We start from the raw sequence: 26,601 nt of genomic DNA on the forward strand, positions 1-26,601 counted from the left end.
TTGCAACTTATCCCTTAACGGCGCCGGACATCAGGCCTCGTACAAAATAGCGGCCGGAAACAATGTAGACGATCAGCGTCGGCAGAGCAGCGAGGATGGCTGCTGCAAAATGGACGTTGTACTCCTTGACGCCGGTGGAGGAGGAAACCAGATTGTTGAGTGCTACCGTCATCGGGGTAGAATTCGCACCCGAGAAGGAAGCACCAAACAGGAAGTCATTCCAGATATTGGTGAACTGCCAGATCACGGAAACGACAATGATCGGTCCTGAGGATGGCAGCAAAATCCGCCAGAATATCTGGAAAAAGCTTGCCCCGTCGATCTGGGCTGCGCGAACCAGTTCCGTTGGAAAAGCCTCGTAGTAGTTGCGGAAATAAAGCGTCGTGAACCCGATACCGTACACCACGTGCACGAGGATCAGCCCCCAGATCGTGCCGGCAATTCCCAGGAAACCAAGAACGCGCGCCATAGGAATGAGCACGATCTGAAATGGGATAAAGCACGACAACAACAGCAGGCCGAAGAAGATATCTGAGCCGCGAAATTGCCATTTGGTCAGTACGTAGCCGTTCAACGCGCCAACAATGGTCGAAATAGCAACCGCCGGCACGACCATAAGGATCGAGTTGATGAAGAACGGCTTCAACCCGGTAGGCTGCACCCCGATCTGGGCAGTGGACCAGGCCGATAGCCATGGCTCGATGGTCCACTGTTGCGGCAGGTTCAACATTCCCCCTTGACGGATTTCCTCGAGGGGTTTGAACGAGTTAACCAGCATCACATAGAGCGGCAGCAGATAGTAGAAAGCGAAGACCAGCAACGCGGTATAGATCAGCGCCCGTGTCAGCTTTCCACTGCTGATGGCATTGTCTTGCGATTGGGCGCTCATGACCGCGACCCTCCGCGAATTTCCGAATAAAGGTAAGGGATGATGATCGAGAAGATCATGACCAGCATGATAATAGCGGACGACGCGCCGATACCCATCTGGTTCCGCGTGAAGGTGTAGGAATACATGAAAGTTGCTGGCAGTTCCGTGGCCTGTCCCGGTCCACCGCCGGTCAACGCGATAACAAGGTCATATGCCTTGATCGCAAGATGAGCGAGAACCACGAAAGCGGATAGAAACACCGGGCGCATCAACGGAATGATGATGCGGCGATAGATTGTTCCGGTTGACGCACCGTCGATCTGGGCTGCCTTGATGATTTCGTTATCTACCCCACGCAAGCCCGCGAGAAACATCGCCATCACAAATCCGGAGGACTGCCACACCGCAGCAATCACCAGACAGTAGATTGCCATGGTATTGCTCTTGATCCAGTTGAAGGAGAAACTCTCCCAACCCCATAAATGCATTGTGTTTTCCAGTCCAATGCCTGGGTCGAGGAACCACTTCCATGCCGTTCCGGTAACGATGAAGGACAGGGCCATCGGGTAGAGGTAGATCGGCCTAAGGATGCCTTCGCCGCGTATCTTCTGGTCAAGAAGGATCGCCAGAAATAATCCGATCACCGAACAGATAATGATGTAGAGCGAGGCAAAAATCGCAAGATTGGTGATCGCACGCCACCAATGGGGCAAAGCCCATAATTTGGTATAATTCGCAAGTCCGACGAAACCAAAGGACGGCAGCATTCGGCTATTGGTGAGGGAAAGGATGCCGGTATAGATTATGAAACCGTAGACGAACACGAGCACTATCAAAAAGCTCGGTCCCAGAACCAGCTTTGGCACCAGTTCCTGTAATCGGCTGTTACGCTGCATATTTGCGCCACCCTGTTTACGTCGCCCGCTTAGCCCACATCAGCAGGCTGTCCGTCCGGACGTCTGTTTGATCAGCATTCCAACGCGTCAGCATTATGCGCAACAGAATGCACCCGATAAGCTCAGTCTGCCGCCGTCTCCGATGGAAACATGCAGACGTCCATCATGCAATTATTGTTTTGATTTCCGGCTCTTGCTGCCACCGCTTCCAACATCTGGAGCACGGAGATAATGGCGTCCGGGAACACTCCCGGACGCTCTCGCTGTTATTTCGCAGCTTCAACTGCCGATACGAGTTCCTTGACAGCGTCTTCAGATGAGAGCTGGCCGTTGAACTGACGTGTGACGACGTCATAGATGGCGTTCTTGACCGCAGCCGGGTTGGCGTAGCCGTGTGCCATGGAACCCAGCATCGTACCCTTTTCGCTCGCTTCCCTCTCGTCAGCGATGGCCTTCTTGCCGCAAGCATCGAAGTCGGTATCAGGTACATCGGTACGGGCTGGGGCAGAGCCCTTCACCACGTTAAAGGCCGATTGGAATGTCGGGCTTTCGATCGCGGACGCCATTTCCAGCTGCGCCGGGACCTTGTCATCCGAAATCTTGAACATTGCAAACATATCGGAATTGAAGGTGATCGCGCCCTGCGTGCCTGGATAGCGGATGCAGACGAAGTCTTCACCCGGCTTCTTGCCAGCCTTGACAAACTCGCCCTTTGCCCAGTCACCCATGAACTGAAGACCGGCCTTGCCTTCAATAACCATAGCGGAAGCAAGGTTCCAGTCGCGGCCAGAGAAGTTGTCGTCAACATAGGAACGAAGCTTCGTCATACGGTCGAAAGCCTGCTTCATCGTATCGCTGCCGAGCGTGTCGGGATCAAGATCGACGAAAGCTTTCTTGTAGAAGTCCGTACCGAAGGAAAGTACGACGGCATCGAAAATTGTCGCGTCCTGCCACGGCTGACCACCGTGAGCGACAGGCGTGATCCCCTGTTCCTTGAACTTGTCAAGCAGCGCGATCAGTTCGTCCCAGTTTGCAGGCTCCTTGCCGCCAGCCTTGTCGAGCGCGGCCTTGTTGATCCACATCCAGTTGGTGGAGTGGACGTTGACAGGCGCCGCAATCCAATGGCCGTCATACTTTGCGAATTCCTGCAGAGGAGCCGGAATAACTTTTTCCCATCCTTCCTTGGTGGCGATCTCGTCAAGATTGCCAAGAGCACCCTGCTCTGCCCAGTCGCGAATATCGAATCCGAGCATCTGCACAGCCGTCGGCGCGTTGCCTGCCGTGACACGTGCGCGCAACACCGTCATAGCTTCCGTGCCGCCGCCGCCAGCCACCGGCATATCGGTCCAGCTGATGCCCTTCTTTTCAAGATCCTTCTTGAGAACGTCGAGCGCGGCGGCTTCACCGCCGGCGGTCCACCAGTGCAGAACTTCAACATTCTGCTTATCTTGGGCGTTGGAAATCGGCGACATTCCAGCGAGCAAAGCGCAGGCGGCCGTACCCATCGCAGCGAGCTTCAAAAGTTTATGCATATCTACCTCCCGTAGAAACCAACAAAACTAACTAACGGATATCCGGGCAGGCTCTCGCTTCTGCGCGGCGATCCATCGCGTCATTCCCATCCGGGCCTCCTCGGCACGGATCCGAAACCGGCTGCTTCGCATATCCGGTTCCTCGCTTTTCCACTGCCGCAACAAAATGCGAAAGCTGCCGCTTTCGCCTGCGCCCAGCCACCCTCACGACGTACTAACCGAGATCCTCCATCTTACTCTTACGCCGCTTCACCCGAATTGACAACGTTGTCTTTATGGGACGCGAAGGTATCCCCAAGACAAGCTGTGACGCACAGGATAGGCCCAAACCCCATCGGCGTGTCAATATGCTCGAAAGATAAAACGGGAGAAATTCAATCGAATAAACCATGGGTAGCACTCCCTGCCTAGAAACTCCCTAGAAATTCAAGGATTAATTGCTTGAGACGCTGCAATTTTCCAAGGCGGATTCGACCATGAAATAACAGCGCGGAAATTTCTCACGCCATACTGGACAAGACCGCGAGGAGATCATAATTTCAGGCCGCTCGCACAATGGTGTGCGGGCTTGTTCTCGGGGCGGGGTGAAACTCCCCACCGGCGGTATGAAGCGATAGTTTCGAGCCCGCGAGCGCCTGAACACATGCCGATTCGGTTATGGTTCAGGGTCAGCAGATCCGGTGAGATGCCGGAGCCGACGGTTAAAGTCCGGATGGAAGAGAGCGATTGAACGTCAGGATCGTGTCATTCCGGCACTGTCCATGCGTTCTGTTGTGCGCCCTGATTCTAGTTTCGTGAGGACCTATGAACCAGAGCTATCCGAACAAGACTTCATTCAAAATTGCATTTATTCAAGCCCGTTGGCACTCCGATGTTGTCGATGAGGCCCGCAAAAGCTTTATTGCCGAACTCTCGGCAAAAGCTGGTGCCAATGTGGAAGTCGAAATTTTCGACGTTCCCGGCGCCTATGAAATCCCCCTTCATGCCAAAACCCTGGCCAAGACTGGAAAATACGCCGCTATCGTCGGTGCGGCTTTCGTGGTGGACGGCGGCATTTACCGGCATGATTTCGTGGCAACTGCCGTCATTAACGGCATGATGCAAGTTGGGCTGGAGACTGAAGTTCCAGTGCTCAGCGTGGTCCTGACGCCGCATCATTTCCATGAAAGCAAGGAGCACCACGATTTCTTCCATGCCCACTTCAAGATCAAGGGCGTGGAAGCAGCGAATGCTGCTTTGCAACTTGTGAGTGAGCGTAGCCGTATTGCTGCGTTAGCGTAACGTGCGCTGACCGGCCTTTAAGAAAAGGCCGGTCCTTCTCCAATGATGCGCTCACGATGCGCATAAAGGTCGAAGTCGTCACCACGCACCAGTGCAACAAGCGTCAGGTTCGCTTCATCAGCCGTCCGAATGGCCAAAGCGGTTGGCGCAGAGATCGCAGCCAGAACAGGCGCGCCGAACATAACGGCTTTCTGCACCATTTCCACAGAAACGCGACTGGTAATTACAACGATACCGTCTTCTGGCGAGCACCCGATAAGCAAAACAGCCCCCACAAGTTTGTCCAATGCGTTGTGGCGCCCGACATCCTCGCGAACGGCGATAAGCCCATTGCCAGGAACATAAAAACCCGCCGCATGAACGGCATGGGTCTGAGAGTTCAATCGCTGCTCGTCTGCCAGAGATCCGACAGCTTGCGAAATATCGTGGGGAGAAAATGTTCGACCGCTTTGCTCCAAGGCCTGTAGGGACCGCAACGCATGGTCAATCGAGTCTATCCCGCAAAGACCACAGCCAACGGGGCCAGCCATGAACCTGCGTCGCGCGGCAAGCCTCTGTTCAGGCCGTTCAGACAATCTAATCTGTATGTCGATGCCCTTCTCAAATGCCACGACCTCGACGGTTTCAATCTCGGAAATATCGTCCACAATATTTTCGGTAAGGGTGAAACCGATCCCGAAGTCCTCAAGATTATCGGGGGTAGCCATCATCACGGCCTGGGTAGAACCGTTATAGCTCACCGCCACGGGCACTTCCTCCGGCACCACTCGCTCACCCTCATGGAAGCCCGACGCACGGTGGGCGATACGTGGAGTACTCCGGCTAACTTTGTGGATCGTCATCTCAACCGCTCTCCCGTCACCGCGCCCATTTTTCCCGGCAGTTTCATGTGGCATGAAAACAACTTTAATGTAAGTTGCCACCGGACAAGCCGTCGCAAGTTGGGCGGCAAGCGAGGAAAACATGGATATTCGCCAGATAGACGACAATTATTCGGTTTCAGGGCAAATCGAACCCGACGATGTGCGCGACATCGCTGCAGAGGGATTTCGCACGATCATCTGCAACCGGCCCGATGGCGAGGGAGGCCCCCAGCAGCCCGAATTCAGCGAAATTGCACGCGTCGCAGAAAAAGCAGGACTTGCAACCTATTATATTCCGGTCGTCGGCGGTCAGTTGACGCAAGAAGATGTGGATGCGATGGCAGCAGCACTGGACGAAGCCGAAGGGCCCATCCTTAGCTACTGCCGATCAGGTGCACGCTCTACGAATGTTTACGGGATAGTGCAGAGCCAAAAGCGCGGATAAAGAACGAGCGCAGGCTATGTGGGCGGTGGAGCCGCAAAGGCATTTCGAGGGTCTTTGCAAACATGGCGATCACCGTCCCGAAAGCCGGGCGCGACCCGAATGGACGGCGCGCGATGTGTGGGCGCAGTACTGGCGATAATAGCTCATGCCGGTACGTGTGACAGTCGCGACAACGCCGCCGAGAACCAAAAGCCAACCAATTGCCTGCGGCCAGTTGAAGCTTTCAATTCCGCCGCTCAGCGCGACAATGAAGATACCGGCCCAGAGCAACGCTGCCGTCCGGCGCCAGAATACAGGGTTAAGCTCGTCGAACACGGCCTTCCACAGCGAGTGAACAAGGCAGGCGAAGAAAAGGGCAGCGGCCAGACCGATATTGAGCAACTCGACCGGAAGCCATTGTTGCGAGGTGAGCATCGTTTCCATCATCCACTTGACTAAATTCGTATCCAAGAAATCCGCCAGAACGTTTCTTGCGATCCGAGTACTATTACTGTTCGTCCTATTCAGCTTTCGCTTTGTGGCCGCAACGTGTTACAAGCATGGAAAGCTCCCCCGGATAAATTCACTTATTATTGCGTTCACGCGAAATATCGTGTTGAAAACATTGCCCTATTCTGGGTGCTATGCCAGATCAAGGACTACGCAACCCCTTCCATTGCTTAACGAATTTGCGGTTCCGAGCCGTCGGCGCTTCGCTGCAATGTTCCGTTCACAATCGCATCAGATAACAGCTTTGTAACAATTCGGCACAGCAAGGCAGCCTTTAGAAATAGCGAAACCTCGCGGTTATTCACAAGGATCGGGCTTCTTAGCTGGCTTTTACTTGCCCCACAGCCGTTTTGTTGAGGCAGCGCGACGGGTCGATTGGAGCGGGCGCATTAGCCGGCCGGCCGAAAAGAAAGCCTTGAACCTGTTCACAGCCCTCTTCGATCACCATGCGGTGCTGGTCAAAGGTTTCGATCCCCTCGGCCACGACCGGCAGATCGAGACTGCGACCAAGCCCGACAATGGCTCGTACAATTGCTCTGGCGCTGACATCCGTTTCCATGCTGGTGATGAAGCTGCGGTCAATCTTGATCTTGTCGAATGGAAAACTTTGAAGATTGCTGAGCGATGAATAACCGGTCCCGAAATCGTCCATAACAATGCGAACTCCCGACTTCTTCATTCGACGCAGCAGTTCAAGAGTCGTCAGTCGATCCTTCATCAAAGCGGATTCGGTTACCTCCAGTTCCAGTCTCGTCGGATCAAGCCCGGTCTCTGCGATAACCGACCTGACGGTATCCGGCAGGCTGACGAGCCGGAACTGGACGGGAGACAGATTTACAGCGATGGACAGATGGCTCTCCCATTCGGCGGCCGTGCGGCAAGCCTCACGCAGAACCCATTCGCCCAGCGCCACGATTGTTCCCGTTTCCTCGGCAATAGGGATGAACACGTCCGGTGGTATCTGCCCGCGTTCCGGATGATTCCAGCGGACCAATGCCTCATAACCCGTACAACGCCCGTCAGACGTCGCAAACAAAGGTTGATAGGCGATACCGATCTGTCCCCGCACCATCGCGTGACGCAAATCCGCTTCTAGCTGGCGCCGCTCTCTTATCTCCTGATCCATTTCCGGGGAATAGAATGCAAATAATCCGCGCCCTTCCGTCTTCGCCCGATAGAGCGCGATATCTGCCGCATGCCGGATGGCTTCCGCATCCTTGCCATCATTTGGATATAGGGCAACGCCAATACTGACGCCGACAGCGGTCGGATCAAGCACGGTATTCAGCTCCAAGCGGAAGGCTTCCAGAATCTTCTCGCTCAGCTTCCGGGCACCTCTAGGCTGCGGGACGCCCACTTGCAGAATAATAAACTCGTCACCGCCGATGCGTGCGGCAGTATCTATGCCATTTACGCAGCGCTTCAGGATGCTGGAAACCGTCTTCAATACCCGGTCGCCTTCGGCGTGACCGAAAATGTCGTTCACAGCCTTGAACCGGTCCAGATCGAGTGCCAGCACGGCGAAAGGCTCGCGGCTGGGACGCGCAACGGCATTCGCCAACCTTTCCTCAAAAAACATGCGGTTGGGCAGATCGGTGAGCGCGTCATGACGCGCCATGTGCTCAATCTGGCGTTGAGCTGCGCGTTTTTCGGTAAGATCGCGTACGGCGAGCACCTCGCAAGGACGTCCCTGATATTCGATGGCATGGACCGCAAGCTCAAAAATGCGTTCATCATTGGGAAACCTTGGAGCCGCCTCGATAGCCTCGGCACGGCGAGCACAGACCGGAAGCCCGTCAGCCGCCAATAACAAAGTATCGGGTTCAATACCCATCAGCGACTTTTCGCTTCTCCGCATGAGCTCAGAGAACCGGGCATTCATCTCGACTATCCCGCCATCCCGTATAACGGCCAAACCGTCTAATGTGGCGTTTGCAAACCCCTTCAAGTCCGTCATGTAACGGTCTATAAACACGGCAGAAATTGTCGCCAGCGCCACGCTACACACCACTGCCGCGATGGCAACAACGAGCCAGAGGCGTCCGATCCCAAGCGGATCGGCCGCGGGAAGAGTGGGGTTTGGGACCAGTTCAGTCGAGGCAACCGCGGTGAAATGGAGTGTGCAAACAGCGAGTATGCCTCCTACGGTCGGAAGCAGAATACGTGACCAGCCGGAAGCATTCGTCACAAACCAGAAAGCGGCCAGCAAAATCAGGACCGAGATTGCGCCGCCCACGAAGATCGGTGGAAGATCATAGTGTATGTCAGCCGCTGCTTTGATCGCACTCATGCCTGTGAAATGCATTGCGGCTATCGATAGCGTCGCCGAAATGGCCGCCATCAGAGCATATTTCAGCGCAGCACCCTTAAGTAGATGTAGGCTCAACCAAAAACCGAGAACAGCCGTCGCCGCCGAAAGAACGGTGGCGGTAAAATCAAACTCGATTGCTACGGTGCCGCTGTAAGCGAGCATCGCCACAAAGTGGGTTGCCCACACGCCAACTCCACCGGCAAAAGCACTGATTGCGAGCCAGTTGTCACGGCGGCTCCTGGTGCATTCGCGCGCGCGGGCCAGCAACAGGAAAAATGCAAACATGCTTGCAAATGAAATGGATGCAGCCAGAACCACAAAAGGCTGATCGTGCTGTACAGTCACGCATTCCAGAACTTTGAACATGCAGCCCCCTGCCCCGCCTAAGGTGCAGTTCTTGTTAAATACAACCAGAAGCACTATCCCGACTGTGCTTGGTTCCCCGAATAAAAGTATCGATAACTATTTAAGCAATCCTGAATTATCGATTTTGTCACCTGTTGTTGCTGTTAATGGCAGGAGATTAAACACGCTTACCGAAGCGCCTACCGACACGCGCAAGCAATATCACCGGTAAAATTCCGACCGTCACGATGGCGAGGGCGGCAAGGGAGGCTTCTTCGTATGTTCCGCGTGCGGCCTCGCCATAAAGATGCGTTGCGAAAGTCTCGACGTTGAGGGGGCGCAGCAGAAGTGTTGCAGGCAGTTCTTTCACACAGTCTACGAATACGAGGAGACCCGCCGCCACGATGGCTGTTTTCGATAGTGGCAAATGAACTGCGCAAAACGTTTCGGTAACGCCACGCCCGAGCGTGCGCGAAGCATGATCCAGTGACACGGGTATGCGCTCCAGCCCGGAATCGATGCCACCTGCGGAGATGGCCAGAAATCGAACGACATAGGCATAGATGACCGCCGCGCCTGTCCCGATCAGCACCAGCCCTGCCGAATAACCGAAGACATGCGATGTGAACAGATTGAAAAGTTGATCGAAGCTACCGGCCACCACCAAAATGCCGATGGCGATAACGGTCCCCGGAGCCGCATATCCCATCGTGGACACGCGATACGACCAGCGTGAAACAGCCCCCGGGAAAAGCCGGACAGCATATGCAACAAATATTCCGCATATCAGCACCAACGCTGTAGCCACTGACGCGAGCACAACGGTATTGAAAGCTTCGCCAACCAATCGCGGAGAGATACCGGCAAAACGGGCGCGCTTCACCGCTTCCACGACCAGATAAATTGCCGGCAGAACAAATCCAATGACGACTGGAAGGGAGCAGAGACAGAACAACCAGACGCCCCGCCCGTTCCTGACGCTCAATGGTTCGAAGCCACGCGAATGACGGATGTTGGAAGCAAAACGTTGCTTGCGTCGCCCCCAGCGTTCAATCGAAACAAGAGCAACCACCAGAAACAGGAGAGCGAGGGCCAATTGCGCAGCGCCTGGCAAATCCGAGCGCGTAATCCATGTGGTGTAAATCGAAACAGTCAATGTGCGCACGCCCAGGAATTCGGCGGCGCCTACATCATTCAGCGTTTCCATTAAAGCGAGACTGACCCCAACCGCTACGGCAGGCCGCGCGAGCGGCAATGCAACACGCCAGAAAATGCCCTTGCGGCTAACGCCCAAAGTTCTTGCCGCTTCGATAAGGCTGGCGGACTGAGTTAGAAACATTGCCCGTGTAGGGATATAGACATAGGGGTAGAGAACGAAGCCGAGAAGAATAATACATCCGGCCATTGAACGAATATCGGGCAAGCGGAACTGGCGCGGACTATCGTATCCCAGCATGAATCGCACCGCTCCCTGCACCGGACCAATAGGGTGCAGGATATCGAGATAGGCATAGGCAACGATGTAGGTCGGTACGGCCAAGGGCAGCAAAAGCGCCCATTCAAGCAGGCGCCGCCCGCGAAAATCATATGCCGTCACCAGCCATGCCGTTGACGTTCCTATGAAAGCGGCAATGATGCCGACACCGATAAGCAGAATTACCGTTTCGAGAAAAGCTGTCGCTAGATTGGTGGCGAGAAGGTGCGCCCAGAGCCCCGCAGATCCTTGTATGGCTTCAAAGGCAAGGGCAAGAACCGGAAGTAAAACCAGAACTGCAACCAATGCCGAGAGCCTTAGCCAGTTGCGTCCCGCTTTTGCGGGTCGCAAAACTCGTTTCCGGGTGGCTGCAAAAGCTTCCATTGGTCTCTCTATAGAGCATTTCCTGTTAGATCTTCGGAAATGCTCTATCCATTTGTTTTAATGCACGTCTTTGCCCGAACTAGCATCCGCTCTCGGGAGACGCGCTCTAGTACAACGCCGGCGCATGAAATGCACCGGCGCTGGTCTGGTTAGTTCATTCGGCTTTTAGTTATCAAAACCGACTTTGTCGACCAGTTCGCTTGCCTGCTTGCGATGGCTCACAATTTCCGAAAGCGGAACACTGTCGATCTTCAGTTCACCGAACGATTCCACGATTGGATCAAGCGGAGCGCCCGGCTTTACCGGATACTCGAAATTGGCCTTGGCGTAGAGCTGCTGGGCTTCGTCGGACACCAGATATTCGAGCAGCTTGACTGCTGCGTCCTTGTGCGGTGCATTCTTTGCAACGGCTGCGCCACTGATGTTGACCTGGGTTCCGCCATCCTTGAATGTCGGCAGCAGAACCTTGATGCCTTCGCCCCAGGTCTTCTGCTCGTCACCGCCCTTACCCGAACGCATCAGGCCGACATAATAGGAATTGGCAACGGCTATATCGCAAATGCCGCCTACGATATCCTTGGCACCATCACGATCGCCACCGGCAGCCTTGCGCGCAAGATTATCCTTGAGCCCCTTCAACCATTCTTCGGTCTTTTCCGGACCGTAATGCGCGATATAGTCCGCGAAGAGTGCTGTATTGTAAGGATGCTGGCCCGCACGGATGCAGATTTTGCCCTTCCACTTCGGATCGGACAGGTCCTCATAGTTGATCTTGTCGAGCTCGAGGTCTTTCGCGGCATAGACGATGCGAGCGCGCATGGACAATGCGAACCAGTTATCCTTGGCGTCGCGGAGCTGTTCCGGAACAGCTTCTTTCAGCACCTTGGAATCAACAGGCTGGGTGAGTCCCTTGTCGACGAGATCGACCAGGTTCCCGGCGTCGACCGTCATAAGAATGTCGGCGGGCGAGTTGGCGCCCTCAGAAGCTACGCGTTCTGCCAGACCGTCCTTCAGGAAAACCGTATTGACGGTAATTCCGGTAGACGATTTGAAAGCATCGAGCAGGGGCTGAATGAGGCCCGGTTCACGCGTCGTGTAAATGTTCACTTCATCTGCGTGGGCAGCTCCTGCAAAGAACGTTACTGCGGCGAGAGCAAGGCCAGAACGCGCGAACTTGGACATTTTACCTCCAGATGGACCTGTTTCATATTAAATTATGAGTTACGCAATCAAGTTATACGGTGCAGCGCACCGACGGTCAATTGCTGCAACACTTCGACAGCGGATATTTTCAGTCACTTGGGGAAAATCAGCGCCTTATCCCAATGCGGGCGTAGCACTATATCGTTGGAAGAAGCCGGAAGCCGCAGTTCGGTGCGTACACGCAGGCGCGGAGCCGCATCTGTTACCCGCACGACCAGTTCTTCGATTTCACCGAGAAAGGTGCGGGCTTCAATATGACCACGCAATGAAGCTTCGCCAGTCTCACTATCGGTCACAATCGTAAAGTCACGCGGACGCAGATAGGCAAACGCTTCAGCGTCGGGTCCAAACTGTGCACTTATGGCAATTTTCCCAAAGGGAGTTACCAGCCCATTACCCTCGACTTTTCCGGGTATCACATTGAAGTCACAGAAAAAATCCGCTGCATACCGGTTCACGGGCTGGTCATGAAGCTCGCGTGCCGGGCCATTCTGAACAACTTCGCCAGATCGCATCAATACGACACGATCTCCGGTCGACAGCGCCTCTTCGGCTTCGTGCGTTACGATAATCGCCGTTGTGCCAAGCTCCCTCAGCAAAGCCACTGTCTCACGGCGAACCCGGGCGCGCAGTCCTCTATCAAGGTTCGAAAACGGCTCGTCCATCAGCAGAAGCTGTGGTTTCGGAGCAAGGGCCCGGATAAGTGCCACACGTTGCTGCTCGCCACCTGACAGCATGTGCGGATAGCGATCCGCCATGTGCGAGAGCGACACCAGTTCGAGAAGCTCTCCTGTCCGCGCATCCGCCGCGTGGCGGGGCATTCTTCGCAATCCGAACAGGATGTTTTCTCTTACCGTCAGGTGCGGAAACAAAGCGTAGTCCTGGAAGACGACACCCACGTTCCGTTTTTCAGGCTCAATAAAGACGGATGGGCCGACCAGCGCCTGCCCCCCCATGGTGAGTGTTCCACTGTCTGGAACATCGATGCCCGCGATAATGCGCAGCAGGGAAGTCTTACCGCAGCCGGAATGGCCGACCAGGCAAATTATCTCGCCCTCGTGAACATCGAGAGAGACATCATTGAGCGCACGCACAGCGCCAAACTGGCGGGTAATACCGGACAGAGTCAGTGCTGGGCCGGATTGCCCGAATACCTGTCTTTTATCATGCGGGTTGCGTGCTGCGTCCATAAGCAAGATCGCGTGTCCAGATTGCAGTTCAGGCGGATATAGAGACACATTCTCCAGAAAGCTACAAAAACAGGATGGATTATCTCAGGAATATCGCAACTAAGTTTTGTGTAACAGGTTATCCGGTTGATCGTGAACAAAAAGCGAGCCATGTTCACTGTGCTTCCATATGCTCAAATCACCCAATCGCATTGCAGGAGAATACCGAAATGGGGCCGGTCACGGATAAGGTGGCGACAGCTGACAGCTTGCCGCAGGAAACCAAAATTGCCATCATCGGCGGCGGCGTCATCGGTGTTTCCACTGCCCTTTTTCTGGCCGAACGCGGCATTCCTGTCACTCTCCTTGAAAAGGGGGAGATCGCGGGGGAACAATCCAGCCGCAATTGGGGGTGGTGCCGCCGTACCGGGCGCGACAGCCGGGAAATGCCCCTCATCGTCGAAAGCATGCGACTATGGGAAGGCATGAATGAGCGAACGGGGCGCGAAACCGGTTTCCGTGTGACCGGAATTGCCTACACAGCTGAAAAAGAAGAGCAAATGGCTCTTTATGCGGAGTGGATCAGGATAGCTCGGGAACACGGCATTGGGACGGAACTTCTCAATGCAAATCAGGTCGCAGCATTGGCACCCGGCATCAATCGTCGGCTCGCAGGCGGCATGATAACGCCGCGCGACGGACGGGCCGAACCGCAAAAGGCGGTTCCGGCTTTTGCCGCAAAAGCGCAAGAGAATGGCGCCATCATTCTACAAAACTGTGCCGTGCGCGGTATAGAGACGACCAATGGCCGGGTCACGGCAGTCCTTACCGAAAAAGGCCGTCTGTGCTGCGAGGCAGTGATCGTCGCGGGCGGAGCCTGGTCAAGACTTATCGTTTCGAGCTTCAAGGCCCACCTGCCGCAGTTGAAGGTGCGTTCTTCCGTATTCCGCACGGCTCCCATTGATGCCGGTGTCGAACCTGCAATTGCGTTTTCGGACTTTGCCCTGCGCAAGAGGCTTGATGGCGGATACACGGTTGCAAGCCTCGGTGGCTCTATCGCGGATATCGTGCCCGACAGTTTCCGGTTCTTTCGGGATTTCATACCCTCGCTTTCAACCGAGTGGCGGTCGTTGCGCTTCCGGTTCGGCGAGCGCTTCTTCGAAGAAGCTTTCCAATGGAAACTCCGGCCTGCCGACGAGATATCCATTTTCGAAAAAATTCGCACGCTCGATCCTGCTCCGCACAAGGCCGCCAACGCTCAGGTGCTGACGAAGCTCAGGCAGGCAATCCCCTCTTTCGCCCAGGCAACGATAGAGCAGGAATGGGCAGGGCTCATCGACACGATGCCGGACGTCATCCCGGTCATCTCGCCACTCCCGGGCATTGAAGGCTTGATCGTAGCAACAGGCTTTTCAGGGCATGGCTTCGGGATTGGTCCCGGCGCGGGCAAGCTCGTTGCCGATATGGTTACAGGTGAAACGCCGGTCGTCGATCCTTCGGCGTTTCACATTTCCCGGTTTTCCGATGGTTCCAAGATTCGCATCGAAAACTGGGGATAGCGATTATTGGATGACCCCGCAGGCGAACCGAGCGCCGCCACCGCCAAGCGGCTTGGGTTTATCAGAGTAGTTATCTCCTCCCACGTGAACCATCAAGGCTCGCCCCTTGATTTCATCCAGCGACCTGAGCCGCGGGGCCGTCACGCTTTGAGTCACGTTACCCTGTGCGTCGGCTTCGAGCAGAGGCAAGTCACCAAGATGCCCCTCACCTTCCGGTCCCATGTGGTGCTTGGAATGCGACGGATCGTAATGCCCGCCGGCAGATTGCGCCGGGACAGTTTTTCCATCCTGTTCAGCCGGTGCGCAGCTGCCTTTCTCATGCACATGAAAGCCGTGCTCACCAGCAGGAAGGCCTCTCAAATTGGTCTTGAATAACAATCCAGCATCCATCTGCGAGATGGTGACGGTGCCAATTTCCTTTCCCTGGCCTGTTGGCAGAGCTTCATAAAGTTTGACGCTCATATCCGCGGCAATGGCTGGAACTGCCAGAAGCATCATTGCTGAAGCAATCAAAAACGGCTGCATTGTTTCCTCCTGATCGCGATCCTTCGTGATGAGACGACAACGCACACCGCTCGAAATTGTTCGAAAATAAAATGCCGGAGCGACCGCGTGACAAACACTGTCACGCGGTCAGAGGCGGATTATACCGTTATGAATTGAGCCATCATGCCCACATCTTCATGTTCCAGCACGTGGCAATGAAACATGAATGGATGGCTTTTCGCCGCTTCACGGTCGAAATGAACCAATATTTCAGCCTTCCCATCAATCAAAGCCGTATCCTTCCAGCCCGCTTGATGTGCGGGGGGCGCTTTGCCATTCTGGGAAAGAATGCGAAACGACGCCCCATGGATATGGAATGGATGCGGCATCTCCTTCGTTGTAAGTTCCCAGATTTCCCAGGACCCAAGCTTGGCCTCGACATCGATACGACCCATGTCGAACGGTTTGCCTGCGATCGCCATCGTTACGCCTGACGACAAGGCGTCAAGCGCCGGACCTGCATCGGCAGAACTTCTGGCCCCGTGCATCTCATGATCCATAGCGCCAGACTGCATGGAGCTCATGTCCATACTGCCCATGTTATGCCCGGCATGAGGATCGGTGGACGGTTTTGCCATCATCAGCCTCATATTTTCCGTCATTCGCTCGTCAAAGAAGAACGAGCGGCGTTTTACGGAAAGGTTTTCGTCCGGGACGCCTGGCCCATCCAGACGATCTGGAAAGGACTTGATTTTCGCTTGCAAGGCGCTGTCCACCTCAAACCGCATCAAATGCAGATCATCGCCACCGCTGTCATTTTCGTAGGTCAGCAAATCGACTGCCCTGCCTTGGGAAAAATCCACCAGAACCTCGTAGCGCTCACCGGGACTTATGGACAACCTTTTGACCGGTTCCGGCTTTCCGATGAAACCGCCATCCGACGCGATGACAAATAAGGGGCGATTATCACCGAGACGAACATGAAAGTTTCGCGCATTGGCACCGTTCAGGATGCGCAGACGGACAATGGACTGAGGGACCCGCGCTTCCGGTGAAACTATCCCGTTCACGATAAGCTTGTCGCCACGGAAACCATGCATCAAGTCCATAATGTCAGGCTGATAAATCCTGTCCCCTCAATCACCCGACGATCCTGAAGCACCAGCGGAATATCATCTATACCGTAGTCTTCGGGCAGCCCGCGTGCAGCATCCTTGCCATCAGTCACGACCATGAGACCGGCAATGCCGAGATGCGCCTGACGGGCGGTATTTCCATGCAGATGCGGATGGAACCAGTTGAACGAGGCTGGCTGATTGACCGTGATTTTCGGTTTCCATTCCGCGCCCGGCGCAATCACATTATGGGGGCCGCCGTCGAGTATGGAGGGGACGAAAAGCCCGTGCCAATGAAGCGTAGTCTCATCATCCATGCCGTTTTCTACGGAAAGGGTGACTGTTTCACCATTCTTCAAGCGCACGAGCGGACCAAGATAGGCACCGTTGACGCCAGCCGATGCTGCTTCGCTTCCTTCTTCAAAACTGTGCCACCCTGCCTGCACCTTGAGTTTGACGACACCCGACGCATCCGGTTCGATCAGAGGCGGGAGAGGCAAAGGCCGTCCAGCAGTCGGGGTCCACAAGGCCCCCGCGCCGTGGGCCATATGCTGATGAGCGTCTTGAGCAAAGCTGTCAATTGGGCGGATGGTCGTGGCAAAGGCCGCCCCGGTCGCCAGAGCGAACAGGCGGCGGCGTGTAATTCCAGTCATGGTAAGTCTCCAGACAATAATCGTGATAGCCGCCAAATTTCGGCGGCGATTTCCAAGATCAAGCCTGAAGCGATATGGGCGGTCGCAGGTCGCTGTTCGGGGATTTGCCGTTCAGCGCTGCAACGAGCGGCGGCAAACCAAAATCCTGTACAGGAACATCCGCGCGCAAATCCGTTGCCAATTGAACAACACAGCCGCACGTCATCATCACACAAGCATTCGGTGTTTTGCCGCCGTGATCCTTCGGCGCAGTTTTGCCCGCATCCGCCGAGACCGATGTGTCGTCCATCTGATGCGACATGTTCACATGACAATCAGAAACCGTCTGCACAGAGGGCGCCTCATGCGCCATGGCGTAACAAAGTTGCGCGGAAACAAGAAACAGGATTGCAAGCAACGTCACGAGCCCACGGGAAGGCAAGCGCAGGACCGCATGGTCCCGGGCTGCCCCCCTCAAGCCGATATCGTACTTTGCTCGAAACATGTTTACTTTCGTACAGATGACACAGGAAATTTAATCAGCCCTAATGAAAGATCAGAACGCGCGCTGACAGGAATTTTATCCACTTTCGCTTTTGTTTCCAAAACAGCCCATCCGAAATCACAAAATTGCTTAAAAGCCCTTTTCCGCTTGCGATTCTATATTCGCCGGCTTTAAAGAAGCCACATCTTGGGCTCCCTCCCCTAAAAAGACGGCCCGCAATATTGGAACTGAAACAATGACAGTCGCTGTAGCGGTTGCTCCGCAGAAAAACTCCGCGCGCCGAGTTCTGGCCGCAAGCATGATCGGCACCACGATCGAATTTTTTGACTTCTATATTTACGCGACCGCCGCGGTGATCGTGTTCCCCCATCTGTTCTTCCCGGCAAGCGACGGCAACTCCGCGCTTCTCCAGTCTTTGGCAACCTTTGCGATTGCATTCTTTGCACGCCCCATCGGCGGAGCATTGTTCGGCCACTTCGGAGACAAGGTCGGACGCAAGGCTACGCTGGTCGCAGCGCTCATGACCATGGGTATTTCCACGGTCGCCATCGGTTTCCTGCCAACCTACGACTCCATAGGCGTCTGGGCAGCTCTTCTGCTGGCTCTGTGCCGTCTGGGCCAGGGGCTTGGTCTCGGTGGCGAGTGGGGCGGCGCGGTGCTGCTTGCAACTGAAAACGCGCCCGAAGGCAAGCGGACATGGTACGGCATGTTCCCGCAGCTCGGCGCTCCGGTTGGCTTCATTCTGGCGACGGGCATCTTCCTCATTCTGGCCGAGGCTCTTACCGAAGAACAATTTTTTGCTTTCGGCTGGCGCATTCCTTTCATAGCCAGCGCTCTTCTGGTCGGTGTGGGTTTGTTCATCCGTCTGAAGATCGCCGAAACGCCTGAATTCCAGAAAGCAATCGACAAGGCTGAACGCGTCGAAGTACCGGTCGCAACCTTGTTCAAGCAGCACAAGATGAGCCTTCTCCTAGGCACCATCGGTGCGGTTGCAACCTTCGTCCTGTTCTATCTGATGACGGTCTTTTCGCTGGGCTGGGGCACACGCGCCCTTGGCTATAGCCGCGAGGAATTCCTTATTCTTCAGATGATCGGCGTGGTCTTCTTCGGCTTGATGATCCCTGTGGCTGCGCTGCTGTCCGACCGTTTCGGCATGCGCCCGGTCATGATTATCGTCACCGTCCTGATCGGCCTCTACGGCTTCATCATGGCGCCCTTGTTCATGGCGGGCACTGCTGGCGTCCTCGCATTCCTCATCATCGGCTTCGGTCTGATGGGTCTTACCTATGGCCCGATCGGTGCCGCGCTCGCCGAACCATTCCCAACCTCTGTCCGTTACACCGGCGCCTCGCTGACCTTCAATCTGGCAGGTATTCTGGGTGCCTCGGTCGCACCCTACATCGCGACCTGGCTCGCAACGCACTATAGCTTCGACTATGTCGGTTATTACATGGTCGCAGCCGCCGTGGTTTCGCTGATTGGCTTTACCTTCATTTCGTTCAAGCGCGGCGAATAGTAAACTGTACGAAGCAAAAAGCCCGCGTGGAGCGATCCGCGCGGGCTTTTCCTTGTGAGGCGCGAGGGCCCTATTCCGTGTCGGCAGCTTCCAATGCGATAGCCACCGACTGGATGATCGATGCAAAGCGGACAGCCGTCTGGATCGCTTCCGACGACACATTGGCCTTGCGCAGCACATCCTCATGCGCATCGATGCACATGCCGCAGCCATTGATGGCAGATACCGCCAGCGACCAGAGCTCGAAGTCAACCTTGTCGACGCCCGGATTACCGATCACATTCATGCGCAGCTTTGCCGGCATGGTACGGTAGTCTTTATTGGTAGCGAGATGTACGAAGCGGTAATAGACATTGTTCATGCCCATGATCGACGCAGCCGACTTCGCGGCTTGAATGACGGAAGCGTCGACTTTGGCGGTGGCTTCGCCAACAAACGCCTTACGCACGTCGGCGTTGCGAGAGGCAATGCCGCACGCAACGAACAGGCCGTATTTCTGCTGTGGCGTCAGTGTTTCATCGCTTGCCATGGACGAAAGATTGAGACGGACGTCCTTGGCGAAATCCGGGATTTTTGACTTCAGGTCATCAATGGACATGGAACCCTCTTTATCTGCCATTCGGGATATCAAAGCATTTCCAGCAAAAATGCGGTGCGGTCTTGCATGGGAGAATGCGTAAAAACAAAGAGATAGAGCAGTTCCGATGTCCATGTTGGGCTGGAACCGCTTCAGATAGAAGAAAGGCGGGCCTTGACCCGCCTTTCCGCACTCAATCAGGACCTATCAAGCTGCCTTGAGCGTTTCGCCACCGACTTCGCGGTTGCACGGGCAAAGTTCATCGGTCTGCAGCGCATCGAGAACACGCAGCGTATCCTTCGGAGCACGGCCAACGTTGAGGTTGGTTGCGTAAACGTGCTGGATTGTGTTGTCCGGATCGACAACAAAGGTATAGCGATACGCGACGCCATCCGGCGAGCGAACGCCCAAGCCATCGACCAGCGAGCCGTTGGTGTCGGCAAACGACCAGATCGGCAGCTTGTCGAGATCCTTGTGATCACGACGCCATGCGAGCTTCACGAATTCATTGTCGGTCGAACCACCCAGAACGACTGCGTCACGGTCTTCGAAATCAGATGCAAGACGGGCAAACTCAGCGATTTCCGTCGGGCAAACGAAGGTGAAATCCTTCGGGTAGAAGAAGATAACCTTCCACTTGCCAGCAAAGCTTGCTTCGGTGATTTCTTCAAACGCCGAAACGCCGTTTTCTTCGTGATGGTTGAAGCCGGGCTTTACGCCGGTGACCTTGAAGGAGGGGAGCTTGTCGCCGATACCGAGCATCTTATACCTACCTTTAAAATTCGATGGTTATGCGGAATTTTCTGAATTTTCAGAATTTTCCGTTCTGCGAGTCATATATAGGGTTTCTTGCCAAATCGGTCAAAGCGATTATATCGATAAATTCCATCGATTATAACGATGGAACAAGGACTTAAGATTCGATGCTCAACATCAGTGTCCGTCAACTCCACTATTTCATGGCCCTCGTCAAAGCGGGCTCCTTTTCACGAGCCGCCGAAGTCGTGGGCGTAACCCAATCAACCTTGAGTGCCGCCATTCAGTCCCTCGAGGCGGAACTCGGCGTAACGCTGATCGATCGCTCAGGCCGACGAATGCAGCTTCTGCCTGCCGGCGAAGATTTTCTGGAGCGAGCCCGCACTATCGTAGCTCTCATCGAAGAACTACCTGAACATGCGCGGCAGGCAGAACGCCCGCTGACGACCAGATTGCGGATGGGAGTCATTCCGTCGATAGCGCCTTTTTTGTTACCCAAAATTCTGCCTGCGACCTCCAGGGCCTTTCCCGAACTGCAGCTTACCATTCGCGAAGGCCTCACGCGCTCCCTGCTGGACAGCTTGCGTTCAGGATCCCTCGATGTTGCGCTCGTCGCCCATCCATACGATCTCGATGAATTTGAAGTATCAGAGCTTGGTCACGATATCTTCTATCTGGCGGTGCGGCGCGATCATGCCCTGGCCAATCGCGACCGGGTCGATGCTGACGATTTGCAGGATCAGCCCTTTCTCCTGCTGGAAACAGGGCATTGTCTTCGCGAACACGTCATGGCCGCCATAGGTTCCACACCGGCGCAAGCAAGCGGCGATGTCCATGCCACATCGATCACGACACTGGTGCAGCTTGTCGATTTCGGAATGGGCGTCACCCTTCTGCCGGAGGTGGCGGTCAAAGCGGGTGTCACGCGAGGAACGGAACTAAGCGTCGTTCCTTACGAGGGCAAGAACAATTACCGATCGCTGGTTCTGGTCTGGCGCTCCAATGCTGCCCGCCGCAACGAGTTCGAGCTTTTCGCGGATCATCTGCGCCGCAAATGCATGAAGCTGATCTAGAGAACTCCCCAGGCCCGAAACCGCCCGCGTCCGGTGATCTCTCTCAAATTGAGTTCCGAAATCAGTTTCAGCGCCCCTTGCTGCGTGACCTGCAATTCCTTTTCCACCATCTGGCTGGAAATGACCGGGCTGCGCAGCACCATCTCCATCAGTTCCGGCAAGCGCGAATTGGACCTGCGCCCTTTGAGCTTACGTTGCATTTGTTCACGCGCCAGAAGCAACCGGTCATGCTCCTTCATGGAAAGGTCGGCAGCTTCTTCAATGCTTTCAAAAAACGTTCTGAGCCTGATCACACGGTTGGACGAGCGACGTTCATCGGGCCGTTTCGCACGCAGGCCGAGACTGATTGTCGGCAGATGGCCCGTTGCAAGACCGCTTTGGCGCAGGAGTGCGGCCGTCAGAAGCCGGCCTATCCACGATGACCGCTGCACAACCTCCAGCGAAAACCAGGCGTCATGGATCAATGCGGCTCGCATCAGCGGTGGCAGATGCCTCGTGCCGGCAAGACAATCGCGCCATTCCTGCAAACGCGCATCCTCATCCCAGTCATCGTCATAAAGCAGCGTGTCACGCGGCGTCGTTTCCGGCTTGGGTCTGACGGGAGCCACGCCTTCCAGAAGAGCACCCGTCCGCGCAAGCAGACTGTCAATGTCATTGAGCAACGGGTCGAAATCATCATCCGTAGCTTGGCGCGGTTCGACTTCCGAAGGGGTGAGATCGATGGATCGGCCGAGCAATTGCTGGATACCAGCGGGTCCGAGGGCCCAGTCTGCTGATTTTCCGGCAATCTGTCTGCGCATGCGCAAAACCGCATGCGCTATCGTCAAGGCATGGCTTGGCATCCGGTTGTCCATCAAGGCATCATGCAAGACCAGGTCTTCCATATGCACCAGTTCGCCCTCAAGCCACATCGAAGCGACGGCATCGTGCATATGCAACCGTTCGATCATGCCATCGTGAATAGGTGAGCGCGAAAGCCGCTCGTCGAGTCGAACCAAGGCCGCCGTAGCATTGCTCACGGGCACAAAAAACTCTTCGAACGGTAAATCATCGATCTCGTAGGCCATGTCCCGCATATCGCAGCCGATTGCGATAAAAGGCAAACGAAATTACCGTATTACCCTAGGACCTCCGCAACCTTGACGGTCCGACCTTCCTTGACCGAACGAAGAGCAGCTTCAGCCAATGCCAAGGCCTGCAACCCGTCTTCTGCTGAAGGATAGGGCGCCTTTCCTGTATCAAGTGCATCGATAAACGAAGCGATTTCCGCTGCATAAGCAGCCGTGTAGCGCGTCATGAAAAAATCGTGCAGAGGCGGACGGTTATAACCGTCCCTGGAAGCGATTTCTATCGAAACCGGACGTTGATTTTCCGCCGAAACAGCCCCGAGTGATCCATGGACTTCAATGCGCTGGTCGTAGCCATAGGAAGCTCGTCGTGAGTTGGAAATGACGCACTGTCGGCCGGAGGCGGTCGTCAGGATGACGCTCGCACTATCGTAATCACCGAGTTCCCCGATTTTTGGATCGACAAGAACCGAGGCCGACGCCGATACGCTCTCGATTTCTTCCCCAAGCAGAAAACGCGCCATATCGAAATCGTGGATCGTCATGTCGCGAAAAATGCCGCCGGATACCTTGATATATTCCGCCGGTGGCGCGCCGGGATCGCGGCTGGTGATCGTCACCATTTCAACATTGCCGATGCGTCCGTCTTTAATGGTTTTGCGTACTGCAGCAAAATGCGGATCGAACCGGCGATTGAAACCCAGCATCACCTTCGCGCCGGCTTCGCGGATAACTGCGAGGCAGGCGCGGACGCGCGCAATATCGAGATCAATGGGCTTTTCACAGAAAACGGCCTTGCCGGCGCGCGAAAACCGTTCAATAAGATCGGCGTGGGTATTGGTCGGCGTGCATATCAGCACAGCATCAATGTCGTCTGCCTTTTCGATAGCGTCGATGCTGCGAACTTCGGCCCCGGCAGAGTCGGCAATTGCGCGTGCTGCCGCTTCATTGGCATCCGCAACGGCAACCAGCCTGGCCCGCCTGTCCGCAGCGATTGCGCCCGCATGCACCTTGCCGATACGGCCCGCACCGAGTAACGCCAGACGTGTCACCATTGCCTCATCCTCCCCAGGAAAACAGCCATCTTCATTCACCTGAAGATACGCTGTAGAATATTTATTCTATTTTGCTAGAATGTGACATAAAGATTGTCAAGAGACCATATTGAAAGGCCAATGATGGATTCCCCTGCCCCGTCACCGATCAGCGTTCCGGCAAATATCAAGGAATTCGAAGCGAAGCTGCTGGAGGTGTCCGACCGCTTGCCAAAGAGGCTCAAGCAGTGCGCCGATTTCGTTGCCGCCAATCAGGATCGTATCGCCGTGTCGACTGTCGCAGAGATGGCCGAAGGGGCAGGCGTGCAGAGTTCCGCCTTCATGCGGTTCTGCCAGATCATGGGCTTCTCCGGCTTTTCCGAAATGCAGAAGCTGTTCCGGGATTCCTATGCGGGTGGCTGGCCTGATTACTCGACCCGGTTGCAGCATTTGCGAGAAACCGCAACGGGTAGCGCCCCTGCCCTTCTTGCGGAGTTTGCCGAGGCCGGGCGCACCTCCCTCGAAGGTTTGCTGAAGACCATTGATCCAGAAGCACTCGAAAAGGCTGTTCAGCTTTTGGCGAGCGCGCATACAATCCATATCGTCGGAATCCGTCGCGCCTTTCCGGTCGCGAGCTATCTGGCTTACGCGCTGGAGAAAATGCACGTTCCCGCCATGCTGCACAGTGCCGTGGGCAAACTGGAAAACCTGCACGCTATTCGCGAAGGCGATGTGCTTCTGGCAATTACCTTTTCCCCCTACTCGCCGGAAACGGTCGCCATGGCTGAAACCGTCGCCGCGCGGGGCATTGACGTCGTCGGTATCACAGACACCTTTGTCAGCCCCATGAGCAAATCCGCCAAGCAGACACTGCTGGTTTCCGAAGTGGATTTCGGTGCATTTCGTTCGCTCTCCGCAACGCTTTGCCTGGCTATCGCACTTGCCGTCGCCGTAGGGACACTAAGGCAAAGCGACTGACCTTCCCCTGCACATTCCATTTTTCAGTTGAAATAGAATAATAAATCCATTTTAATCAAAAATGGAATAACTGCTATGTGTCATGATTCATGCACAGCCATGCAGCAATAAGAAAATACCGAGGGAGGATGGAGTGAAACGGCTCGACTTGATCACGATTGGCCGATCTTCGGTGGACCTGTATGGCGCGCAAGTGGGCGGCCTTCTGGAAGACATGGCCTCCTTCAACAAATATGTCGGTGGCTCCCCCACCAATATTGCAACCGGAACCGCGCGGCTTGGTCTCAAATCGGCGGTGATCACGCGTGTCGGCGATGAGCATATGGGGCGTTTTCTGCTGCGGGAACTGGAGCGGGAGGGCGTGGACACTCGGGGCATCGTTACCGACCCAGAGCGCCTGACTGCCCTGGTTATTCTCGGCATTCGCGACCAGCAGCATTTTCCCTTGATCTTCTATCGCGAAAATTGCGCCGACATGGCTTTATGCGAGGACGATATCGATCCGGATTTCATCGCCGAAGCGGGCTGTGTGTTGGCAACCGGCACACATTTATCCCATCCGAAGACGGAAGCGGCGGTCCTGAAGGCAATTCGCCTCGCCCGTGGCAATGGCAGCCGCACGGCGCTTGATATAGACTATCGCCCCAATCTCTGGGGACTTTCCGGCCACGGTGACGGCGAAAACCGTTTCATCGAATCCGCAGCCGTCACAGCCAAGCTGCAATCGACGCTTCATCTGTTTGATCTTGTCGTTGGAACAGAAGAGGAGTTCCATATCGCAGGCGGTTCGACTGATACGCTACAGGCACTGAAGGCGGTGCGTGATGTAACGAACGCAGCACTGGTCTGCAAACGCGGTCCGATGGGAGCGGTGGTTTTTGAAGGCGCGATTCCCGACAGTCTCGACGAGGGACAGAGCGGCGAAGGTTTTCCGATTGATGTTTTCAATGTGCTTGGGGCAGGCGACGGGTTCATGTCCGGACTTCTGCGCGGTTGGCTGAAGGACGAGGACTGGCCTACCAGCCTCAAATTCGCCAATGCCTGCGGCGCCTTTGCAGTCTCGCGGCATGGATGCACGCCAGCCTATCCGAGCTGGGAAGAGCTTCAGTATTTTTTCCGCACTGGCATTCGCAACAAGGCTTTGCGCAAGGATGCGGCCCTGGAGCAGTTACATTGGTCCACCAACCGGAGCGGCGGCTGGCCTCACATGCGCGTCTTTGCGTTCGACCACCGCATCCAGCTTGAAGAAATGGCCGCCGAAGCGGGTGTTTCAAGCGAAAAGATCGGAGAATTCAAACAGCTGTGCTTGGATGCTGCCTTGCAGGTGGCTGACGGGGCCAAGGGCTACGGCATATTATGCGATGGGCGGCTGGGCCGCGATGCTCTTTACAGGGCAGCAGGCACGGGCTTGTGGATCGGGCGCCCGACTGAATGGCCCGGTTCGCGTCCACTTAAACTGGAGCCGGAACTGGGACCCGACTGCGGCGGACTTGTGGAGTGGCCTGTCGAGAATGTCGTAAAATTACTATGCTTCTATCATCCAGATGACACGGCTGAGTTCAAGGCGCAGCAGGAAGAAACTGTTTCACGTCTTTTCGCAGCCGCCCGGCGTAACCGACTGGAATTCCTGCTCGAAATCATCCCGTCAAAAGCAGGAGCAGTCGATGACGATACGACAGCTCGTGTGATCGAGCGGTTCTACGAAATCGGGGTTTATCCCGACTGGTGGAAGCTCGAGCCTATGAAAACCAAAGCGGCCTGGGCCAATGCCTGTGACGCAATCACACGCAACGACCCACACACACGCGGCATCGTCGTCCTGGGACTGGACGCACCCGCCGAAGAACTGGAAGCCAGCCTTGCTATCGCTGCCGACTTCGACCTTGTCAAAGGTTTTGCGGTGGGGCGCACCATCTTTGGTGACGCGGCACGCAAATGGCTGAATGGTTCGATCAGCGACGATGAAGCAATTGCCGACATGGCTACGCGCTATCGCAGCCTTTGCAACGTTTGGGACAGCGTGCGCAAATATTGAGTTCG

22 protein-coding genes, 1 pseudogene and 1 riboswitch are annotated in these 26,601 nt (G+C 55.4%); of the genes and pseudogenes, 7 read left to right on the top strand and 16 right to left on the bottom strand.

All coding sequences use genetic code 11. The features are described 5' to 3' along the window. Positions 1 to 7: 7 nt before the first annotated feature. From OINT_RS16750 to OINT_RS16760, 3 genes are all read right to left on the bottom strand, one after another. Positions 8 to 889, bottom strand: a complete 882-nt coding sequence (locus tag OINT_RS16750) for a carbohydrate ABC transporter permease (protein WP_006469068.1) — start codon at positions 887 to 889, stop codon at positions 8 to 10. Further along, positions 886 to 1,767 carry a carbohydrate ABC transporter permease gene (locus tag OINT_RS16755; RefSeq protein WP_006469069.1) on the bottom strand — a complete coding sequence of 294 codons (882 nt, stop codon included), beginning with the start codon at positions 1,765 to 1,767 and terminating at the stop codon, positions 886 to 888. Before OINT_RS16755 ends, OINT_RS16750 begins: the two co-directional genes overlap by 4 nt. A gap of 266 nt (positions 1,768 to 2,033) precedes the next feature. Beyond that, positions 2,034 to 3,299, bottom strand: a complete 1,266-nt coding sequence (locus OINT_RS16760) for an ABC transporter substrate-binding protein (RefSeq protein WP_006469071.1) — start codon at positions 3,297 to 3,299, stop codon at positions 2,034 to 2,036. Positions 3,300 to 3,865: 566 nt separating this feature from the next. After that, positions 3,866 to 4,027, top strand: a riboswitch (FMN riboswitch). 76 nt (positions 4,028 to 4,103) lie between these two features. Here OINT_RS16760 and OINT_RS16765 point away from each other — a divergent pair. Next, the gene (locus OINT_RS16765; RefSeq protein WP_006469073.1) at positions 4,104 to 4,580 is read left to right on the top strand and encodes a 6,7-dimethyl-8-ribityllumazine synthase; all 477 of its coding nucleotides are present in this window, start codon (positions 4,104 to 4,106) and stop codon (positions 4,578 to 4,580) included. 17 nt (positions 4,581 to 4,597) lie between these two features. On the opposite strand, the gene fdhD is transcribed toward OINT_RS16765, so the two are convergent. Further along, positions 4,598 to 5,422: a formate dehydrogenase accessory sulfurtransferase FdhD gene (gene fdhD, locus OINT_RS16770; RefSeq protein WP_031346983.1), complete on the bottom strand. Its 825-nt coding sequence runs from the start codon at positions 5,420 to 5,422 to the stop codon at positions 4,598 to 4,600. A 121-nt stretch (positions 5,423 to 5,543) separates the two neighbouring features. Here fdhD and OINT_RS16775 point away from each other — a divergent pair, with 121 nt between their 5' ends. Further along, on the top strand, positions 5,544 to 5,888 hold the full coding sequence (locus OINT_RS16775) for a protein tyrosine phosphatase family protein (protein ID WP_006469075.1): 345 nt from the start codon (positions 5,544 to 5,546) through the stop codon (positions 5,886 to 5,888). Between the two features lie 69 nt (positions 5,889 to 5,957). On the opposite strand, the gene OINT_RS16780 is transcribed toward OINT_RS16775, so the two are convergent. The 5 genes from OINT_RS16780 to OINT_RS16800 all read right to left on the bottom strand — a co-directional run bounded on the left by OINT_RS16780 (position 5,958) and on the right by OINT_RS16800 (position 13,284). After that, positions 5,958 to 6,314, bottom strand: coding sequence for a hypothetical protein (locus OINT_RS16780; protein ID WP_021587277.1), 357 nt, complete (start codon positions 6,312 to 6,314; stop codon positions 5,958 to 5,960). 382 nt (positions 6,315 to 6,696) lie between these two features. Then, the gene (locus OINT_RS16785) at positions 6,697 to 9,054 is read right to left on the bottom strand and encodes a bifunctional diguanylate cyclase/phosphodiesterase (protein WP_006472658.1); all 2,358 of its coding nucleotides are present in this window, start codon (positions 9,052 to 9,054) and stop codon (positions 6,697 to 6,699) included. 157 nt (positions 9,055 to 9,211) lie between these two features. Next, positions 9,212 to 10,891, bottom strand: a complete 1,680-nt coding sequence (locus OINT_RS16790) for an ABC transporter permease (protein WP_006469079.1) — start codon at positions 10,889 to 10,891, stop codon at positions 9,212 to 9,214. Between the two features lie 165 nt (positions 10,892 to 11,056). After that, entirely contained in the window at positions 11,057 to 12,073 is a 1,017-nt protein-coding gene (locus OINT_RS16795; RefSeq protein ID WP_006469080.1) for a Fe(3+) ABC transporter substrate-binding protein, read from the bottom strand. Between the two features lie 113 nt (positions 12,074 to 12,186). Beyond that, complete coding sequence (locus OINT_RS16800) at positions 12,187 to 13,284, bottom strand: ABC transporter ATP-binding protein (RefSeq protein ID WP_006472659.1); 1,098 nt, start codon at positions 13,282 to 13,284, stop codon at positions 12,187 to 12,189. A 209-nt stretch (positions 13,285 to 13,493) separates the two neighbouring features. Between OINT_RS16800 and OINT_RS16805 the strand changes: the two genes are divergently transcribed. Further along, a complete protein-coding gene (locus tag OINT_RS16805) occupies positions 13,494 to 14,822 on the top strand; it encodes an NAD(P)/FAD-dependent oxidoreductase (RefSeq protein ID WP_006472660.1) in 1,329 nt (442 codons plus the stop codon). 3 nt (positions 14,823 to 14,825) lie between these two features. On the opposite strand, the gene sodC is transcribed toward OINT_RS16805, so the two are convergent. The 3 genes and pseudogenes from sodC to OINT_RS16820 all read right to left on the bottom strand — a co-directional run bounded on the left by sodC (position 14,826) and on the right by OINT_RS16820 (position 17,560). Further along, positions 14,826 to 15,347 carry a superoxide dismutase family protein gene (gene sodC, locus OINT_RS16810; protein WP_006472661.1) on the bottom strand — a complete coding sequence of 174 codons (522 nt, stop codon included), beginning with the start codon at positions 15,345 to 15,347 and terminating at the stop codon, positions 14,826 to 14,828. Positions 15,348 to 15,466: 119 nt separating this feature from the next. Beyond that, positions 15,467 to 17,076, bottom strand: a pseudogene (cueO, locus tag OINT_RS16815) (multicopper oxidase CueO). Positions 17,077 to 17,134: 58 nt separating this feature from the next. Further along, complete coding sequence (locus OINT_RS16820) at positions 17,135 to 17,560, bottom strand: hypothetical protein (protein ID WP_006469084.1); 426 nt, start codon at positions 17,558 to 17,560, stop codon at positions 17,135 to 17,137. A 235-nt stretch (positions 17,561 to 17,795) separates the two neighbouring features. Here OINT_RS16820 and OINT_RS16825 point away from each other — a divergent pair, with 235 nt between their 5' ends. Then, complete coding sequence (locus OINT_RS16825) at positions 17,796 to 19,076, top strand: MFS transporter (protein WP_006469085.1); 1,281 nt, start codon at positions 17,796 to 17,798, stop codon at positions 19,074 to 19,076. Between the two features lie 70 nt (positions 19,077 to 19,146). On the opposite strand, the gene OINT_RS16830 is transcribed toward OINT_RS16825, so the two are convergent. Continuing rightward, positions 19,147 to 19,674 (bottom strand): carboxymuconolactone decarboxylase family protein, encoded by a 528-nt coding sequence (locus OINT_RS16830; RefSeq protein ID WP_006472664.1) that lies wholly within the window; start codon positions 19,672 to 19,674, stop codon positions 19,147 to 19,149. A gap of 186 nt (positions 19,675 to 19,860) precedes the next feature. Continuing rightward, positions 19,861 to 20,415 carry a peroxiredoxin gene (locus OINT_RS16835; RefSeq protein ID WP_006469087.1) on the bottom strand — a complete coding sequence of 185 codons (555 nt, stop codon included), beginning with the start codon at positions 20,413 to 20,415 and terminating at the stop codon, positions 19,861 to 19,863. Positions 20,416 to 20,576: 161 nt separating this feature from the next. Here OINT_RS16835 and OINT_RS16840 point away from each other — a divergent pair, with 161 nt between their 5' ends. Then, a complete protein-coding gene (locus tag OINT_RS16840) occupies positions 20,577 to 21,482 on the top strand; it encodes a hydrogen peroxide-inducible genes activator (protein WP_006469089.1) in 906 nt (301 codons plus the stop codon). Here OINT_RS16840 and OINT_RS16845 read toward each other — a convergent pair. Both OINT_RS16845 and iolG read right to left on the bottom strand, forming a co-directional pair. After that, complete coding sequence (locus OINT_RS16845) at positions 21,479 to 22,549, bottom strand: RHE_PE00001 family protein (RefSeq protein WP_006472665.1); 1,071 nt, start codon at positions 22,547 to 22,549, stop codon at positions 21,479 to 21,481. The genes OINT_RS16840 and OINT_RS16845 overlap by 4 nt on opposite strands. Before the next feature lie 50 nt (positions 22,550 to 22,599). After that, positions 22,600 to 23,604, bottom strand: a complete 1,005-nt coding sequence (gene iolG / locus OINT_RS16850) for an inositol 2-dehydrogenase (protein WP_006472666.1) — start codon at positions 23,602 to 23,604, stop codon at positions 22,600 to 22,602. A gap of 123 nt (positions 23,605 to 23,727) precedes the next feature. Between iolG and OINT_RS16855 the strand changes: the two genes are divergently transcribed. Together OINT_RS16855 and OINT_RS16860 are read left to right on the top strand one after the other, a co-directional pair. Further along, positions 23,728 to 24,561, top strand: a complete 834-nt coding sequence (locus tag OINT_RS16855) for a MurR/RpiR family transcriptional regulator (protein WP_006472667.1) — start codon at positions 23,728 to 23,730, stop codon at positions 24,559 to 24,561. A gap of 82 nt (positions 24,562 to 24,643) precedes the next feature. Next, positions 24,644 to 26,596: a bifunctional 5-dehydro-2-deoxygluconokinase/5-dehydro-2-deoxyphosphogluconate aldolase gene (locus tag OINT_RS16860; RefSeq protein WP_006469093.1), complete on the top strand. Its 1,953-nt coding sequence runs from the start codon at positions 24,644 to 24,646 to the stop codon at positions 26,594 to 26,596. The last annotated feature ends 5 nt before the right edge of the window (positions 26,597 to 26,601 follow it).

This window comes from Brucella intermedia LMG 3301 (genome assembly GCF_000182645.1).
Lineage (GTDB): Bacteria > Pseudomonadota > Alphaproteobacteria > Rhizobiales > Rhizobiaceae > Brucella > Brucella intermedia.

Bases quoted from the DNA above. Each gene is read 5' to 3' on its own strand.
- OINT_RS16805 (WP_006472660.1), top strand. From the start codon at position 13,494: ATGGGGCCGGTCACGGATAAGGTGGCGACAGCTGACAGCTTGCCGCAG.
- OINT_RS16765 (WP_006469073.1), top strand. From the start codon at position 4,104: ATGAACCAGAGCTATCCGAACAAGACTTCATTCAAAATTGCATTTATT.
- sodC (WP_006472661.1), bottom strand. From the start codon at position 15,347: ATGCAGCCGTTTTTGATTGCTTCAGCAATGATGCTTCTGGCAGTTCCA.
- OINT_RS16800 (WP_006472659.1), bottom strand. From the start codon at position 13,284: ATGGACGCAGCACGCAACCCGCATGATAAAAGACAGGTATTCGGGCAA.
- iolG (WP_006472666.1), bottom strand. From the start codon at position 23,604: ATGGTGACACGTCTGGCGTTACTCGGTGCGGGCCGTATCGGCAAGGTG.
- OINT_RS16830 (WP_006472664.1), bottom strand. From the start codon at position 19,674: ATGTCCATTGATGACCTGAAGTCAAAAATCCCGGATTTCGCCAAGGAC.
- OINT_RS16820 (WP_006469084.1), bottom strand. From the start codon at position 17,560: ATGTTTCGAGCAAAGTACGATATCGGCTTGAGGGGGGCAGCCCGGGAC.
- OINT_RS16835 (WP_006469087.1), bottom strand. From the start codon at position 20,415: ATGCTCGGTATCGGCGACAAGCTCCCCTCCTTCAAGGTCACCGGCGTA.
- OINT_RS16860 (WP_006469093.1), top strand. From the start codon at position 24,644: ATGATTCATGCACAGCCATGCAGCAATAAGAAAATACCGAGGGAGGAT.
- OINT_RS16760 (WP_006469071.1), bottom strand. From the start codon at position 3,299: ATGCATAAACTTTTGAAGCTCGCTGCGATGGGTACGGCCGCCTGCGCT.
- OINT_RS16855 (WP_006472667.1), top strand. From the start codon at position 23,728: ATGGATTCCCCTGCCCCGTCACCGATCAGCGTTCCGGCAAATATCAAG.
- OINT_RS16845 (WP_006472665.1), bottom strand. From the start codon at position 22,549: ATGGCCTACGAGATCGATGATTTACCGTTCGAAGAGTTTTTTGTGCCC.
- OINT_RS16795 (WP_006469080.1), bottom strand. From the start codon at position 12,073: ATGTCCAAGTTCGCGCGTTCTGGCCTTGCTCTCGCCGCAGTAACGTTC.
- OINT_RS16750 (WP_006469068.1), bottom strand. From the start codon at position 889: ATGAGCGCCCAATCGCAAGACAATGCCATCAGCAGTGGAAAGCTGACA.
- OINT_RS16825 (WP_006469085.1), top strand. From the start codon at position 17,796: ATGACAGTCGCTGTAGCGGTTGCTCCGCAGAAAAACTCCGCGCGCCGA.
- OINT_RS16785 (WP_006472658.1), bottom strand. From the start codon at position 9,054: ATGTTCAAAGTTCTGGAATGCGTGACTGTACAGCACGATCAGCCTTTT.
- fdhD (WP_031346983.1), bottom strand. From the start codon at position 5,422: ATGACGATCCACAAAGTTAGCCGGAGTACTCCACGTATCGCCCACCGT.
- OINT_RS16790 (WP_006469079.1), bottom strand. From the start codon at position 10,891: ATGGAAGCTTTTGCAGCCACCCGGAAACGAGTTTTGCGACCCGCAAAA.
- OINT_RS16840 (WP_006469089.1), top strand. From the start codon at position 20,577: ATGCTCAACATCAGTGTCCGTCAACTCCACTATTTCATGGCCCTCGTC.
- OINT_RS16780 (WP_021587277.1), bottom strand. From the start codon at position 6,314: ATGATGGAAACGATGCTCACCTCGCAACAATGGCTTCCGGTCGAGTTG.
- OINT_RS16775 (WP_006469075.1), top strand. From the start codon at position 5,544: ATGGATATTCGCCAGATAGACGACAATTATTCGGTTTCAGGGCAAATC.
- OINT_RS16755 (WP_006469069.1), bottom strand. From the start codon at position 1,767: ATGCAGCGTAACAGCCGATTACAGGAACTGGTGCCAAAGCTGGTTCTG.